Raw genomic sequence first — 14,058 nt, 5'->3', positions numbered from 1 at the left:
TGGCGGTCTGATGCCGACTTCTCAGACCGCTGTGACATGTCGGCGCGATCGCGGAGGCCCTGCAGGTCGAGAGCCCGCACGTCACCAGGCACGTCGCCGCCCTGGAGCAGCGCGGCCTGGTCGAGCGCGTCCGCGACCCCGACGACGGCCGAGCCTGGCGCATCGCGCCCACCGAGGTGGCGGACAGGTGCCGCAAAGTGACCACCGACTGGTTCGGGGGCGCGATGGCCGGCTGGTCGGCGGCGGACCGGGCGGAGCTCACCCGGTTGATGGAGAAGCTCACGGACGACGTCTGCGCCCACTTGAGGGCTCAGAGGGTCATCAAGTGAGCAGAACCTCCTCCGCCCGGTGGCAGGCCACCTGACGGCTCTCCAAGGCCCGTAGAGGCGGCGCCTGCTCGCACTCCGGCACGGAAAGCGGGCAGCGCAGCCGGTACGGGCATCCCGTCGCCGCCGGAACGGCCTCCGTCCTGCCCCTGGCCTCAGGCGGGGGGCCGCCGAGCTTCGGCACGGCGTCACGCAGGGCCTTGGTGTACGGGTGGGCGGGCTTGGCCAGCAGGTCGGCCGTGGGACCCGACTCGACGACGCGGCCCGCGAAGAGCACGTGCGAGGTGCGGCAGAGCCGCTCCACGACCGCGAGGTTGTGGGTGATGAGCAGGCGCTCGGTGTCCAGCCCCGCCAGCAGATCGAGGATCTTGGCCTGGACCGTCACGTCGAGCGCGCTGGTGGGCTCGTCGAGGATGAGCAGGCGGGGGCCGACGGCCAGGGCCCTGGCGATCACCACGCGCTGGCGCTGGCCGCCGGAGAGCTGGTGCGGCCTGCGGGCGGCCAGCCCGGGGTCCAGGCCCACCTGTTCGAGCAGCTCCCCCACCCTCGATCTGGCCGCTCTGGGGAGGGCCTCGGCGATGGAACTGCCGATGCGCATCCGGGGATCGAGGGACTCGGCTTGGAAGACCGGTTGAACGTCCTTGCGGAACTTCCGCATATCCACACTTTTCAGCGTTTGGTCGCCGTACCAGATGGTCCCGGACATCGGGCTGAGGAGGCCCAGGAAGGCGCGCGCCAGCGTCGTCTTGCCCGACCCGCTCTCCCCGATCAGCCCGACGCCGCCCTCCGTGACGTCCAGGGAGACGTCGTGCACGACCGGGCGCTTGCCGTACCCGAGCGTCACCCGCTCGGCCCTCAGCATGGTCACGGCAGCGCCTCCAGCAGCTCGCGCGTGTACGGGTGGGACGGCTCCGCCAGCACCTCCGGCGCCGGCCCCGACTCGACCACCGCGCCGTCCTTCATGACGAGCACCCGGTCGGCGATCGTGGACACCAGGGCCAGGTCGTGAGAGACGAGCAGGAGCGCCAGGCCGCGCTCGGCCCTGAGCCGGCGCAGCACGCCGACCACCTCGGCCTGCACGGTCACGTCGAGCGCGCTCGTGGGCTCGTCGGCCAGGATCACCTCCGCGCCGAGGGCGATGGCCAGCGCGATGGCGAAGCGCTGGGCCTGGCCGCCGGAGATCTCGTGTGGGTAGCGGCGCAGGAGGGCCGGGTCGAGCAGCACGGCCTCCATGGCCTCCGCCATGGCCGGCTCCGTGGCGGGCCTGCCGTGGAGCCGAAGCGCGCGGCGCATGAGGACGCCGAGGCGGGTGGCGGGGCTGAGGGCGGCCTGCGGCGACTGCATCACGAGCGCCGCCCTGGCCCCGCGGATCTCGCGGAGGCGGCGCGGCGGGGCGGTCAGGACGTCGACCCCGCAGACGCGGATTTGTCCTGAAATTTCGGCATCTGTGGTGAGGCCCAGCAACGACAGCAACGTGGTCGTCTTGCCCGACCCGCTCTCCCCCACGATCGCCACGCACTCGCCTTCCCGCACGTCGAGCTCGGGCACGTCGGCGACGACCCGGCCTCCATAGCTGACCCGGAGGTCGCGTACCTCGATCATTTGACCGCCCTCCGGGGATCGAGCGCGTTGCGCAGCCCCTCGCCGAGGACGTTGAACGCGAACGCCGTCACCAGGATCGCCAGCCCCGGGAAGGTGACCACCCACCAGTTCGTGGTGAAGAGCGTCTGGCCCTGCTGCACCATCAGCCCCCACTCGGCCGTCGGCTCCTGCGCGCCCAGCCCCAGGTACGACAGCGCCGCCGCGGTCAGGATCACCCCGCCCGCGTCCAGCGAGATCTGGACCAGGACCGGGGTGAGCGAGTTCGGCAGCACGTGCCTGAGGATGATCAGCGGCGCCGGCACGCCGAGGCAGCGGGCGGCGTCCACATAGCTGCGCGTGGAGATCGACGCGGCCACGGATGCGGCCAGCCGCGTGTACCACGGCCACCAGGTCACCGCGATGGCCAGCACGACGGTGTTCACGCCGGGCTGCAGCACCACCGCCAGCGCCAGGGAGAGCAGCAGCGCGGGGAAGGCCAGGAACACGTCCGTGACCCGCATGATCATGTCTCTGATCCAGCCTCCCGCGTACCCGGCGACCACGCCGAGCGTCACCCCGACCACCGCCGAGACGGCCAGCACGGCGGCGGCGATGAACAACGAGGTGCGGCCGCCGTACAGGATCTGCGTGAGCACGTCCCGCCCGACCTTGTCGGTCCCGAGCCAGTGCGCGGCGCTCGGCGGCTGCAGAGATTCCAGCGGATTGGGATCGTCGGGATAGGGCGCCAGCCACGGAGCCAGGAGCGAGGCGAGGACGACGATCACGATGATCACTGCGCCGAGCGCGGCGAACCGGTCGGGGATCCTCGGCAGCCTGCGCCGCAGCGGCGCCCCGGTGGCCGTCATCGCGCCCTCGCCCGCGGATCCACGACGCCCTGCAGCAGGTCCACGACGAGGTTGGCCAGGGTGTACACCAAGGCGATCAGGAGGGTGACGCCCGCGATGGCCGGCGTGTCCAGCGACTTGATCGACTCGGCGGCGTAGCGGCCCAGGCCCGGCCAGTTGAAGACGGCCTCGACGAGGAAGCCGTTCACGATCGAATAGGCGAAGACCAGGGCGATCAGCGACAGGACCGGGCTCAGCGCCGGCCGCAGGGCGAACCTGGTCAGGATGGACGTCTCGCCGAAGCCAAGCGCCCGCTCCAGCCTGGCGTGGTCCTGGCCGGACTCCTCGATGAGCGCCGCCCTGGTCATCTGCGCGATCACGCCCGTGGGGTAGGCGGCCACGACGAGCGCGGGCAGCACGAGGTGTTCGAGGGTGCTGGTGAAGATCGGCCAGTTGCCGGTGATGAGGGCGTCGACGATGGTGATGTTCGTCCAGAGGGTCAGAGGGCTGGTGGTGTCGAGCGAGGAGTCGTACTCGCCGGCGATCGGGACCCAGCCCAGGTTGCCGGCGAACACCAGCTGCAGGGTCAGCGCCAGCCAGAAGACGGGCATGGAGACGGCCAGCATGCTGGTGAACCGCACCCCGAAATCCGGAAATTTCGTCTTATAGCGGGCGGCTAGCACCCCGATCGGGATGCCGACCACGATCGCGATGACCAGCGCCGCGCCGACCAGCTCCAGCGAGGCGGGGAAGGCCTGGTAGAGGTCGTCGCGCACGGGCCGCCTGGTGTGCAGGCTGATGCCCCAGTCGCCGGTGAGCAGGTCGCGCACGTAGTTCACGAACTGCAGCGGCAGGGGGTCGTCGAGGCCGAACCGCTCGCGCACCGCGGCCAGCTCATCGGGCGTGGCCTTCGGCCCGGCGTACGCCACCGCGGGGTCGCCCGGCACCAGCCGCATGACGGAGAACGTGAGCATGACCACGCCGGCCACGACCAGGAGGGCCTGGCCGAGCCGGCGGGCCAGATAGCGCGGCATGGGTCAGGTCGCGCGCTTGAGGTCGTAGAAGAAGACCACGTTGGGATAGGCGGGATTGTCCACGTATCCCTCGACGTCGGCGGTGAGCGCGCGCTGGTAGGTCTGCACGTACGGCACCGCCACCGCCGCCTGCTCCTCAATGATCTTCTTCTGCAGTTCCTGGTAGGCCGTGTCGGCCTTGAGCTGGTCGGTGGCCGTGAGCTGCGGCAGCGAGTCGATTTGGGCGTCGATGTCGGCGTTCTTCAGGTACGACAGGTTGAACTGCGGCTTCTCGGCGCTCTTGAAGACGTTGAGGAACCACGAGTAGGCGTCCGGATAGTCCGGATACCAGTACATGACGAAGATGTCCTGCCCCTGCTTCTTGCCCAGGTCCCACTGGGCGTTCCAGGTCATCGGCTTGGCCTGGAGGGTCACGTTGAGCTTGTTCAGCGCCGAGCTCAGCAGGGTGACCAGCAGCTTCTGGTCTTCGTCGCCCTGGGCGTAGGTCAGGCTGAGCTTGAGCTCGGGGAGGTCGGGGCCGTATCCGGCCTCGGCGAGCAGCTGCTGCGCCTTGGCCAGGTCCTGCTTCGGCTCCATGCCGTTGACGTGGCCGAGCAGGCCCTGCGGCACCAGGCCGCTGGCCTTCTGCGCCGAGCCCTTGAGCGCGGCCACCAGGCCGTCGTAGTCGATCGCCGCCTGCAGCGCCTGGCGCACCCGCACGTCCTTGGCCGGTCCTGAGGCGGTGTTGAACAGCACGAGCAGGTTCTGGAACGACGGTGACCGAGAGGTCTGCACGTTCCCGGTCATGCCCGCCTGCTCGAAGAGCTGCGGGTTGAGCCGCTGGACGAAGTTCACCTCGCCCTTCTGCAGGAGCTGCCAGGCCGTGGTGATCTCGGGGGTGACGCGGAAGGCGACCTTCTTGTACTGCTCCGGCTTCCAGCCGCCCCAGTAGCCGTCGAACGCCTTCAGCGTGAGCTCGGTCTCCTTGCCCTTCTGCCAGGAGTCGATCGTGTACGGGCCGGTGCCGGCGGTCTTCTTGCCGTCGGGGTCCACGGCGTCCACGTCGTAGATGTAGGCGGCGTAACCGGAGGAGGCGATGAGGTCGAGCGGCGCGGCGTACTTGAGCGTGAACTTGAGCGTGGCCGCGTCGACGGCCTCGATCTTGTCGACCGCGTCCCAGATGTAGGCGGCGCCGCCCTTCTTCTCGATGGTCCGCTCGATGGCCTTCTTGGCGGCCTCGGCGTCCATCGTGGCGCCGGAGTGGAACTTCACGCCCTGCCGGAGCTTGAACGTCCACTCCTTGCCGCCGTCCGCCGCGGTCCACTCGGTGGCGAGACGTGGCTCTGCCTTCTTGGTCTGGGAGTTGTACCTGGTCAGACCCTCGTAGATGTTCGACAGGGCGACGATCTCGTTGGAGTAGGAGGTCGCCGGGTCCCAGTCGGTGACCACGTCCAGGTTGGGCACGTAGACGAACGTGCTGTCGTTGGCCTGCGCGGCCTGACTGGTGCTGGTGCTCGCCTGGGGGGCTGGTGTCCCGCCGGCGCCGCGCACCTGGCCGCCCGCGCACGCGGATGCGGTCAAGGCCAAGGCACCGGTGACCCCGGCGACGAGCAGACGCTTGTGCCAGCGCATGGTGGGGGGATCCTTTCGATCTTTCACCGGGCGAGGGGTCCGGCTGCTTTGACGTGTACCCGCACGGCGGGCTCGGAGAGGTAGCTCAGCGGCACCTCGAGGACGTCGACGATCTCGACGCCGGAGGGATCCGCCCCCGCCGCCACGGCTCGCGCCGCCGCCTCCTCCTTGGCCCTTTCGATGGCTTCCGACCGGCTATCTCCCGCAGGCAAGATCGTATCCACTCTGCCGCTCGCGAGCGCGATGGCGGCGCCCACGGCGTTGGCCACCTCGGCGTGCTCGGGACGGATCACCTCGGCGGCGCCGGGGACGCGGGCCGGCAGCAGGAACGCCCCGCCACCCACCGCGACCAGCGGACGGCCGGATTTGCCGAGCGCCATCCTGTCCACGGCGTCGACGACCATCTCGTCCGCGACAGCCACCGCCCTTTCCAGGATGTCTGCGTTTCTTTCCGACATGTCACCCAGGCTTTCCCGCCATCCGGCCGCGCCAGGCGGCGTCCGTCCGGCGGCCACGGCGGCGTCGGTCATCGTCATCGTGGCCCCCCCGAAGACCAGCGCCTCGCGGACGATCCGGTAGCCGACCGAGTCGGGGCCGATGCCGTGCTCCCGTACCACGGTGCCGCCGCCGAGCGCGATGGCCAGGATGTCCGGCATGCGGAAGTTGGTCAGCACCCCGCCGATCTCGACCGCCGCCGCCGACTCCCTCGGGAACCCGCCGGCCAGCACTCCCAGGTCCGTGGAGGTGCCGCCCACGTCCACCACGATCGCGTCCGACACCCCCGACAGGTACGCGGCCCCGCGCAGCGAATTCGCCGGGCCCGAGCCGATCGTCGACACCGGCAGCCGCGCGGCGTGCTCCAGCGTCATGAGCGTGCCGTCGTTCTGCGCCAGGTACGGCCGGGCCCGGAGGCCGCGCTCGGCCAATGCGGCGGCCAGGGCGCCGGTCACGTCGGCGGCGACCCCGTACAGCGCGGCGTTCAGCACGGTGGCGTTCTCGCGTTCGAGCAGGCCCAGCGAGCCGATCTCGTGGCTGAGCGAGACCGGCAGGCCGTACTCGGCCCTGATCAGCTCCTCGGCCAGCCGCTCGTGCTCCGCGCTGGCCGGGCTGAACACGCCGGTCACCGCCACGGCCTCGGCCTCGGCGCCGTCCAGGAAACGGCGGATCCCGTCGAGGTCCGGCGGGCCGATCTCGCGGCCGTCCACGTAGTGCCCGCCGCCCACGACGGCCTCGCCCGCCGAGACCGCCTTGCGCAGATCGTCGGGCCAGCCCGAGAGCGGGGGCACGGAGGTGGTGGCGGGCGCGCCGAGCCGCAGGACGGCGACCTTGCCGAGGTTGCGGCGCTCCAGGATCGCGTTGGTGGCGTGGGTGGTGCCCAGCATGACGCGGGTCACCCGCTGCGCACCGGGACCCAGCTCCTCCAGGACCGCGTCGAGCGCCGCCCGGAGCCCCTCGGTCACGTCCGGGGTGGTCGGCCGCTTGGCCTTGGCGATCACCCGGCCGCCGGCGTCCAGCACGACCGCGTCGGTGTTCGTGCCTCCGACGTCGATCCCGATCCCGAGCTCCGGCAGGTCAGCCATGGGCGGTCAACTCCTCGACGGGAACGTAGTCCAGCTCGTACCCGAACGCCCGCGGCCCGGCCGTCTCCAGCCCCTTGGGCGTGCGCCAGAGCGGGTCGCAGGGCCAGGCGAGGACCGTGACGCGCTGGCCGTACCTGAGCCCCTCGGTTTGAACGGCGGCGGCGGTCTCGGTGTCGACGACCGTGATGAGGTCGGGCACCATGGCCCTGACCCGGCCGTCCTCGACGGCGACCAGGTTCTCGTTCTGCAGCTCCAGGGTGAGGCTCCGCCCGCGGTCGTCGCCGGTGCCCTCGACGGTGGCCGTCCCCCGCGCGAACCCGCCCGTGGTGCGCCGCTCCACATCGGTCAGCTTGCCGGTGATCAGCCGGGCCGCCCCGAGCTGCTCCCGCAGGGCACGGAGCGGGTCGGTCGCGCCCTCGGTGGCCCTGCCGATCTCCAGCGCGCGCGTGACCGTGCCCTCGATCACCGCGCCCCGCGCCCGCGCGGCCGTCAGCACGTAGTCGGCCATCAGCGCCGACGATCCCGCCGCCACGCACACGGCCCTGGCCAGCCGCTCCGACCAGAGCCCGTCGACCGGGCGGATGGTCACCACGTTGCCCGCGACGTCGGACATGATCACCAGGTCGGCCGGCAGCCCCGCCACGTACATCGACACCATCTGGACCTCGGGGAACGCCCGCCCCATGCCGTCGGCGTCGAGCAGCGGCAGCCCGAGCTGGGCCGCCCAGGCCACCGGGGCGACCCCGTTGGAGCCGCCGATCTCGCAGGACATGACCGCGCTCGGCGGGCGGCCGAAGACTCTCTCGACCTCCTCGGCGATGCGCTTGGGCTCGTCCTCGCTGTGGATCATCTCGTGGCTGACCGTCGGCGCCCCGATCCCGGACAGCGGCACGACCAGCGCGTCCTCCGGAAGATCACCCAGCCGGACCAGCGGCACCTCGCCGTACTCGCGGATGGCCCGGGCCGCGGCCAGCGACCCTGTACGCACGTCGCCTCCGCCACCGGTGCCGAGAACGGCGCACCCTCGGGCGAGAGCCGGGATATCGCTCACGTCAATGTTCATTTAGCGCCACAACCAACCACATGCCGCCTCAATCCGCCACCCGGAGACGTGTGGGGGCCGGTAATTGCGTTGCGCCGGTCTCTTCGGATGGCCAGGATCGTGTCAGACCCGTTGAGAGGAGCTCCATGGACACCCGGCGAATGCGTATGCGGCGCCGTACGGGCGTGTCCTGAGTCTGAGCTCCAGGCACCCGCCCGTCGACGTCGAGGCGGGTGAGGGCGCTGGTGTGCCCGGCGATTTCATAAGTCGCATCAGGCGGGTTCGATCCCCGCACCCGCCACCGAGCCCGGTCTTCCACACGTGCCGCCTCGTCGCAGGCCGGCCATCAGGACTTCCCGACACGGTGAGTGCTTCTTGGCCCCCCTGCGGAGAAGCAGTGGGGAGTGGCGGTGATGCGGAGAACGGGGACCGGCCCTCGTGGCGCAGCGGAGAGCGCGCCTGTTTCCGAAGCAGGAGGTCGCTGGTTCGATTCCAGCCGGGGGCGCTGGTACATGTGGGGTGAGCGAACGGAGGGGCGCATGCGGATTTCAGTGGCCGCCGACAGCAAGGACGGGGTGGCCGAGCGGGTCGTGGCCGAGCTGCGCAGGCGCGGGCACGAGGTGGTGACCCACGGCGCGCTCAACGACGAGGAGCGCGACGACTGGGCGTGGGCCTCCGAGCTGGCCGCGAGAGACGTGAGCGAGGGGCGGGCCGACCAGGCGGTCGTGTGCTGCTGGACCGGGACGGGCGCGTCGATCGCGGCGAACAAGGTGCCCGGCGTGCGGGCCGCGCTGTGCGTCGACGCCTACACCGCCGACGGGGCCCGCAAGTGGAACGACGCCAACGTGCTGGCGCTCAGCCTGCGGCTGACCTCCGACGTGGTGCTCGACGAGATCCTGGACGCCTGGCTGGAGGGCCGGCCGAGCGCGGACGCCGCCGACGTGGCGAACGTGGCTCACCTGGACGAGATCTGATTACGATCTCCGACATGTCGGGCCTGCACTGCACGCATTGCGGCGAGAACGGGCTGGAGCCGGGATTCATCCATCGCCTGGAGCTCTCCGCCACGCGGCCTGCCTGACCCCAAACGGTCACGTCGGAGGCACGGAAATCGTCGGCTCCGCGGTCTAGGGTTCTGGGCATGACCGACGTGCTGCTCCGCGGCGGGCTCCCCTGGGGGCTCTCGGCGCCTGCCGACATCCTCGTCCGCGACGGCCTGATCCACAGCGTGGGCCAGGGCATCGACGCGCAAGGCTCCCTGGTCGTCGACATCGCCGGACAGCTCGTCCTGCCCGGCCTCGTCGAGGGGCACTGCCACCTCGACAAGACGCTCTACGGCGGGCCGTGGGTGCCGCACTCGGCCGACGACACCCTGGCCGGCCGCATCGGCAACGACCTGGGCAGACGTGCCGAGCTCGGCGTTCCGAGCGTTGAGCGCATAGGGGCGCTGCTCACGCGCATGAGCGAGGCCGGCACCACCCACGTGCGCACGCACACCGACATCGACCCGCTGGTCGGGCTGCGCGGCGTGGAGGCCGTGCGCGAGGCCGCCGCCCGCTCCCCGGTCGAGGTGCGCCAGGTCGCCTTCCCGCAGCACGGCCTGCTCACCAACCCGGGCACGGCCGAGCTGCTGGAGGAGGCGCTGAAGAGCGGCGTCGAGGCCGTCGGCGGGCTCGACCCGGCGGGCATCGACCGCGATCCCGTGCGCCACCTCGACGTGATCTTCGGCCTGGCCGAGCGCTACGGCGCCCACCTCGACATCCACCTGCACGACGGCGGTTCGCTGGGCGGGTGGGAGCTGGAGCTGATCATCGAGCGCACCAGGGTGCTGGGGCTGGGCGGCCGGGTGGCGGTCAGCCACGCCTATGCGTTCGGCCAGCTCGACGAGGCCTACCAGCACCGGCTGATCCAGGGGCTCGCCGAGGCGGGCGTGGCGGTGGTGACCGGGGCCGTCTACAGCTTCCCCGTGCCGCCGGTGAAGCGGCTGCGGGCCGCGGGCGTCACCGTGGCCTGCGGGCACGACGGCATCCGCGACCTGTGGGGTCCTTACGGCAGCGGCGACATGCTGGAGCGGGCGATGCACGTCGCCTACCGCAGCACGTTCCGCGGGGACGAGGACATCGAGCTGGCGCTGGAGGCGGCCACCTACGGCGGGGCCCGCCTGCTCGGGCTCGAGGGCTACGGGCTGGCCGCGGGCGACCGGGCCGACCTGGTCGTGGTGCCGTGCGGCGGCGCCGCGGAGGCGGTGGTCGTTCACCCTGGGCGCAGTCTGGTCATGAAGGACGGCGTAGTCCTGCACAATTGACCGGCGGGACCATCGAAAGGCAGGCAAGTGCTCTCTATTCACCAGCGGATCGCGGCAGAGCTCGGCGTACGCGACGGGCAGGTGCAGGCCGCGGTCGAGCTGCTCGACGGCGGCGCGACCGTGCCGTTCATCGCGCGATACCGCAAAGAGGCCACCGGCGCGCTCGACGACGCGCAGCTGCGCACGCTGGAGGAGCGGCTGCGCTACCTGCGTGAGCTGGAGGAGCGCAGGGCGGCGATCCTGGAGTCGATCGAGTCCCAGGGCAAGCTCGACGACGCGCTGCGCGAGCAGATCATGGCGGCCGAGACCAAGGCCAGGCTCGAAGACATCTACCTGCCCTACAAGCCGAAACGGCGCACGAAGGCGCAGATCGCCCGCGAGCTGGGGCTGGAGCCTCTGGCCGACCAGCTGCTCGCCGACCCGACGCTGAGCCCGCTGGCGGTGGCCGAGGGGTTCGTCACGGAGGGCGTGGCCGACGCGGGCGCGGCGCTGGAGGGGGCCAGGGCGATCCTGATCGAGCGGTTCGCTGAAGACGCCGACCTCATCGGCGACCTGCGCGAGCAGCTGTGGAGCCGCGGGCGGCTGGTGTCCAAGGTGCGCGAGGGCAAGGAGGAGGCGGGGGCCAAGTTCTCCGACTACTTCGACTTCGGCGAGCCGTTCACGAAGCTGCCCTCGCACCGGATCCTGGCGATGTTCCGCGGCGAGAAGGAGGAGATCCTCTCCGTCGCGCTGGAGCCCGACGACAGCCCTGACTACGAGATGCGCATCGCCGACAGGTTCGGCATCTCCGACCAGGGCCGCCCGGCCGACAAGTGGCTGACCGAGACCGTGCGCTGGGCCTGGCGCACCCGCATCCTCGTGCATTTGGGCATCGACCTGCGGATGCGGCTGTGGCAGGCGGCCGAGGACGAGGCGGTGCGGGTGTTCGCGGCCAACCTGCGCGACCTGCTGCTGGCCGCGCCGGCGGGCAGCCGCACGACGATGGGCCTCGACCCGGGGCTGCGCACGGGCGTGAAGGTCGCCGTGGTCGACGCCACCGGCAAGGTCGTCGACACCGCGACCATCTACCCGCACGAGCCCAAGCGGCAGTGGGACCAGTCGCTCGCGGTGCTCGGCGCGCTGGTGCAGCGGCACGGGGTCGAGCTGATCGCCATCGGCAACGGCACGGCCTCGCGCGAGACCGACAAGCTGGCCGGGGAGCTGGTCAAGCTCGTGCCGGGGCTGACGAAGATCGTGGTCTCGGAGGCCGGGGCCTCGGTCTACTCCGCTTCGGCGTACGCCTCGCAGGAGCTGCCCGACCTCGACGTGTCGCTGCGCGGCGCTGTCTCCATCGCCCGCCGGCTGCAGGACCCGCTGGCCGAGCTGGTCAAGATCGACCCGAAGTCGATCGGCGTCGGCCAATACCAGCACGACCTGGCCGAGTCCAAGCTGTCGCGCTCGCTGGACGCGGTGGTCGAAGACTGCGTCAACGCCGTCGGCGTCGACGTCAACACCGCGTCCGCGCCGCTGCTCACGCGCGTGTCGGGCATCGGCGCGACGCTGGCGGAGAGCATCGTCCGCCACCGCGACGCCAACGGCCCCTTCCGCACGCGCACCGCGCTGAAGGAGGTGCCCCGGCTCGGGCCCAAGGCGTTCGAGCAGTGCGCGGGCTTCCTGCGCATCCGGGGCGGCGACGATCCGCTCGACGTGTCCAGCGTGCACCCGGAGGCCTACCCGGTGGTCCGCCGCATCCTGGGCTCGGTCAAGACGGACCTCAAGTCGCTGATCGGCAACACGGCGACGTTGCGGGCGCTCAAGCCGCACGACTTCATCGACGAGCAGTTCGGCCTGCCGACGGTCACGGACATCCTGCGCGAGCTGGAGAAGCCGGGCCGCGACCCGCGTCCCGCCTTCAAGACGGCCACGTTCAAGGAAGGCGTCGAGAAGATCTCCGACTTGACGTCGGGCATGATCCTGGAGGGTGTGGTCACGAACGTGGCCGCGTTCGGGGCGTTCGTGGACGTCGGCGTCCACCAGGACGGCCTGGTCCACGTGTCGGCCATGTCCCGCACCTACGTCAAGGACCCGCGCGACGTGGTCAAGCCCGGCGACATCGTCCGCGTCAAGGTGCTCGACGTCGACATCCCGCGTAAGCGCATCTCCCTGACGCTGCGCCTGGACGACGACACCGCCGCCGCCCAGCAGCCCGGTGACGGCTCCCGCCGGTCATCGTCCCGCCAGGGCGGCGGACGCGACGGAGGCCGTGGTGACGGCGCTCGGGGCGAAGGCGGCCGGGGTGACGGTGGCCAGCGTGGCAGGGGCCAAGGTGCCCGCGGCCAGGACGTCCGCGGCGACGGCCAGCGCGCCGGGCGAGGCGACGGCGGCCGGGGCGACGGCGGCCGGGGCGACGGCGGCCGTGGTGACGGTGGTCGACGTGATGGTGGCCGGGGCGATGGTGGCCAGCGCGGCAGGGGCGACGGGCAGCGTGGCGGGCAGCGCCGCCAGGACCGCCCGGCACCCATGGGCGCCATGGCGGAGGCCCTCCGCAAGGCGGGGCTGACCGGCGACGACAAGCGCTGAACGGTCGCGAGCCCTTCCGTGGGTGACGGCTTCGGGCGTCGGCGTGGACACCGACGCCCGAAGGACCTCCTGATCCTGAAGGGATTCATCCGGCTCCGCTGCGGGCGGAACGTGGCGGCGTCGTACGGGCGGGGCCGGGGCGATACGGTCGAACGGTGAGCACATCAGCGTTTTCCACCGCCATCACCCAGGCCCGAGACCTGCTCAGGTGGCATTCCCCGCTACGCACGGAGCTATGGGCGGCGCGGCTCACGGCCGCTCTCGCACCGGACGCGGTGGAGCCCTTCCTGCGGGAGCTGGCGGAGGACGGCGGGGCGGAAGCGCGGCTCACCCTCGTGGCTCTGGCCGCCGTCAACACCGGCGGCGCCGGCCCGGAGACCGCCGCTGATGACGCGGACGGAGCGGCGGCCGCGGCGGCGTACGCGCGGGCCGCGGAAGGGCTCGTGGGCACGCTGCCCGAGTGGGTGCGCCGGATGGGCCGGGTCAGGTGCGAGGGCGCGTGGTACGGCAAGGCCGACCCGTACGGCGAGCAGACCCTCGCCAGCCTGTCCTTCCGGTACGAGAACGGCAAGGAGCCGCACATCCTCGTCGTGGGTATCGACCAGCCGAACGGCGGGCTGGCGGTCGACGCGCTGGTCGAGGAGGTGAAGTTCCTCGACGACCTGGGGCTGTGGCCGGCCGATCCCGGGGTGGTCGCGGGGCGCATCCTCGACGCGTTCGAGCTGGGCGACCGGATCATGGGAACGGCGGTCGCCAACACACTGCCCCAGGTCCGTCCACTGGCCATCGCCCGCGCCCGCGGCGTGCCGGGTCTCGTACGGGCGCCCGGCGACGACACCATGTCGCGCTTCGACGAGCTGCCCGACCTGCCGGGGGCGCGGGAGGCGTTCGAGAGGCTGGCCGAGTTCATCGGGGATCGGCCGCTGTGGTGGAGCCCGGCCAGGGTGTCGCAGTTCCTGACCTCGTGGCTGCCCCGAGAGGCGATCATGTCGGACGCGGCCGTCGCGGCGATGCCCGAGGTGCTGCGCGCCTGGACGCGTTTCTCGGGCGACCAGCCCGCGGTGCTGCGTCAGATCGACGAGGACGCGCCCCGTCTGCCCTCGCTCATGGCCGACGAGTCCCTGGCCGGAATCAGCAAACGCATCGCTCAGCGCCGTCTGTGAGCGCCTGTGGCC

12 protein-coding genes, 2 tRNA genes and 1 pseudogene are annotated in these 14,058 nt (G+C 71.6%); 8 read left to right on the top strand and 7 right to left on the bottom strand.

Annotated features, from left to right (window positions below; all coding sequences use genetic code 11):
* Positions 1 to 47: 47 nt before the first annotated feature.
* Together ID574_RS62895 and ID574_RS61740 are read left to right on the top strand one after the other, a co-directional pair.
* Positions 48 to 164 (top strand): annotated as a pseudogene (locus ID574_RS62895) (MarR family transcriptional regulator); the annotation flags it as partial.
* A 33-nt stretch (positions 165 to 197) separates the two neighbouring features.
* Positions 198 to 329 (top strand): hypothetical protein, encoded by a 132-nt coding sequence (locus tag ID574_RS61740; RefSeq protein ID WP_262496048.1) that lies wholly within the window; start codon positions 198 to 200, stop codon positions 327 to 329.
* Here the strand turns inward: ID574_RS61740 and ID574_RS27730 are convergent.
* From ID574_RS27730 to ID574_RS27700, 7 genes are read right to left on the bottom strand one after another with little or no spacing between them, the layout of a single operon-like run.
* A complete protein-coding gene (locus ID574_RS27730; RefSeq protein WP_223167133.1) occupies positions 322 to 1,188 on the bottom strand; it encodes an ABC transporter ATP-binding protein in 867 nt (288 codons plus the stop codon). The two genes, ID574_RS61740 and ID574_RS27730, sit on opposite strands and share 8 nt — an antisense overlap.
* Before the next feature lie 2 nt (positions 1,189 to 1,190).
* Entirely contained in the window at positions 1,191 to 1,928 is a 738-nt protein-coding gene (locus ID574_RS27725) for an ATP-binding cassette domain-containing protein (RefSeq protein WP_188191875.1), read from the bottom strand.
* Positions 1,925 to 2,773 (bottom strand): ABC transporter permease, encoded by an 849-nt coding sequence (locus ID574_RS27720; RefSeq protein WP_188191874.1) that lies wholly within the window; start codon positions 2,771 to 2,773, stop codon positions 1,925 to 1,927. The genes ID574_RS27725 and ID574_RS27720 overlap by 4 nt, the downstream gene beginning before the upstream one ends.
* Complete coding sequence (locus ID574_RS27715) at positions 2,770 to 3,786, bottom strand: ABC transporter permease (protein WP_188191873.1); 1,017 nt, start codon at positions 3,784 to 3,786, stop codon at positions 2,770 to 2,772. Before ID574_RS27715 ends, ID574_RS27720 begins: the two co-directional genes overlap by 4 nt.
* 3 nt (positions 3,787 to 3,789) lie before the next feature.
* Positions 3,790 to 5,397: an ABC transporter substrate-binding protein gene (locus ID574_RS27710; protein WP_188191872.1), complete on the bottom strand. Its 1,608-nt coding sequence runs from the start codon at positions 5,395 to 5,397 to the stop codon at positions 3,790 to 3,792.
* A gap of 23 nt (positions 5,398 to 5,420) precedes the next feature.
* Positions 5,421 to 6,977, bottom strand: coding sequence for a hydantoinase/oxoprolinase N-terminal domain-containing protein (locus ID574_RS27705; protein WP_188191871.1), 1,557 nt, complete (start codon positions 6,975 to 6,977; stop codon positions 5,421 to 5,423).
* Positions 6,970 to 8,040: an S-methyl thiohydantoin desulfurase family protein gene (locus ID574_RS27700; protein ID WP_188191870.1), complete on the bottom strand. Its 1,071-nt coding sequence runs from the start codon at positions 8,038 to 8,040 to the stop codon at positions 6,970 to 6,972. The genes ID574_RS27705 and ID574_RS27700 overlap by 8 nt, the downstream gene beginning before the upstream one ends.
* Before the next feature lie 207 nt (positions 8,041 to 8,247).
* Between ID574_RS27700 and ID574_RS27695 the strand changes: the two genes are divergently transcribed.
* The 6 genes from ID574_RS27695 to ID574_RS27670 all read left to right on the top strand — a co-directional run bounded on the left by ID574_RS27695 (position 8,248) and on the right by ID574_RS27670 (position 14,046).
* A tRNA-Met gene (locus ID574_RS27695) sits at positions 8,248 to 8,320 on the top strand.
* A gap of 131 nt (positions 8,321 to 8,451) precedes the next feature.
* A tRNA-Arg gene (locus ID574_RS27690) sits at positions 8,452 to 8,524 on the top strand.
* 34 nt (positions 8,525 to 8,558) lie between these two features.
* On the top strand, positions 8,559 to 8,993 hold the full coding sequence (locus tag ID574_RS27685) for an RpiB/LacA/LacB family sugar-phosphate isomerase (RefSeq protein WP_188191869.1): 435 nt from the start codon (positions 8,559 to 8,561) through the stop codon (positions 8,991 to 8,993).
* A gap of 167 nt (positions 8,994 to 9,160) precedes the next feature.
* Positions 9,161 to 10,324 carry an amidohydrolase gene (locus ID574_RS27680; RefSeq protein WP_188191868.1) on the top strand — a complete coding sequence of 388 codons (1,164 nt, stop codon included), beginning with the start codon at positions 9,161 to 9,163 and terminating at the stop codon, positions 10,322 to 10,324.
* A gap of 27 nt (positions 10,325 to 10,351) precedes the next feature.
* Positions 10,352 to 12,883 carry a Tex family protein gene (locus tag ID574_RS27675; RefSeq protein WP_188191867.1) on the top strand — a complete coding sequence of 844 codons (2,532 nt, stop codon included), beginning with the start codon at positions 10,352 to 10,354 and terminating at the stop codon, positions 12,881 to 12,883.
* A gap of 155 nt (positions 12,884 to 13,038) precedes the next feature.
* Positions 13,039 to 14,046, top strand: a complete 1,008-nt coding sequence (locus tag ID574_RS27670; protein ID WP_188191866.1) for a hypothetical protein — start codon at positions 13,039 to 13,041, stop codon at positions 14,044 to 14,046.
* Positions 14,047 to 14,058: the final 12 nt, after the last annotated feature.

The organism is Nonomuraea sp. SYSU D8015, from assembly GCF_008065375.1.
GTDB lineage: Bacteria > Actinomycetota > Actinomycetes > Streptosporangiales > Streptosporangiaceae > Nonomuraea.
Note: the sequence above shows the minus strand (reverse complement) of the source record. Positions and strands in the feature narration are given on the sequence as shown.

Excerpts from the sequence above, each read along its gene's own strand:
- ID574_RS27730 (WP_223167133.1), bottom strand. The coding sequence starts at position 1,188 with ATGCTGAGGGCCGAGCGGGTGACGCTCGGGTACGGCAAGCGCCCGGTC.
- ID574_RS27725 (WP_188191875.1), bottom strand. The coding sequence starts at position 1,928 with ATGATCGAGGTACGCGACCTCCGGGTCAGCTATGGAGGCCGGGTCGTC.
- ID574_RS27720 (WP_188191874.1), bottom strand. The coding sequence starts at position 2,773 with ATGACGGCCACCGGGGCGCCGCTGCGGCGCAGGCTGCCGAGGATCCCC.
- ID574_RS27715 (WP_188191873.1), bottom strand. The coding sequence starts at position 3,786 with ATGCCGCGCTATCTGGCCCGCCGGCTCGGCCAGGCCCTCCTGGTCGTG.
- ID574_RS27710 (WP_188191872.1), bottom strand. The coding sequence starts at position 5,397 with ATGCGCTGGCACAAGCGTCTGCTCGTCGCCGGGGTCACCGGTGCCTTG.
- ID574_RS27705 (WP_188191871.1), bottom strand. The coding sequence starts at position 6,977 with ATGGCTGACCTGCCGGAGCTCGGGATCGGGATCGACGTCGGAGGCACG.
- ID574_RS27700 (WP_188191870.1), bottom strand. The coding sequence starts at position 8,040 with ATGAACATTGACGTGAGCGATATCCCGGCTCTCGCCCGAGGGTGCGCC.
- ID574_RS27685 (WP_188191869.1), top strand. The coding sequence starts at position 8,559 with ATGCGGATTTCAGTGGCCGCCGACAGCAAGGACGGGGTGGCCGAGCGG.
- ID574_RS27680 (WP_188191868.1), top strand. The coding sequence starts at position 9,161 with ATGACCGACGTGCTGCTCCGCGGCGGGCTCCCCTGGGGGCTCTCGGCG.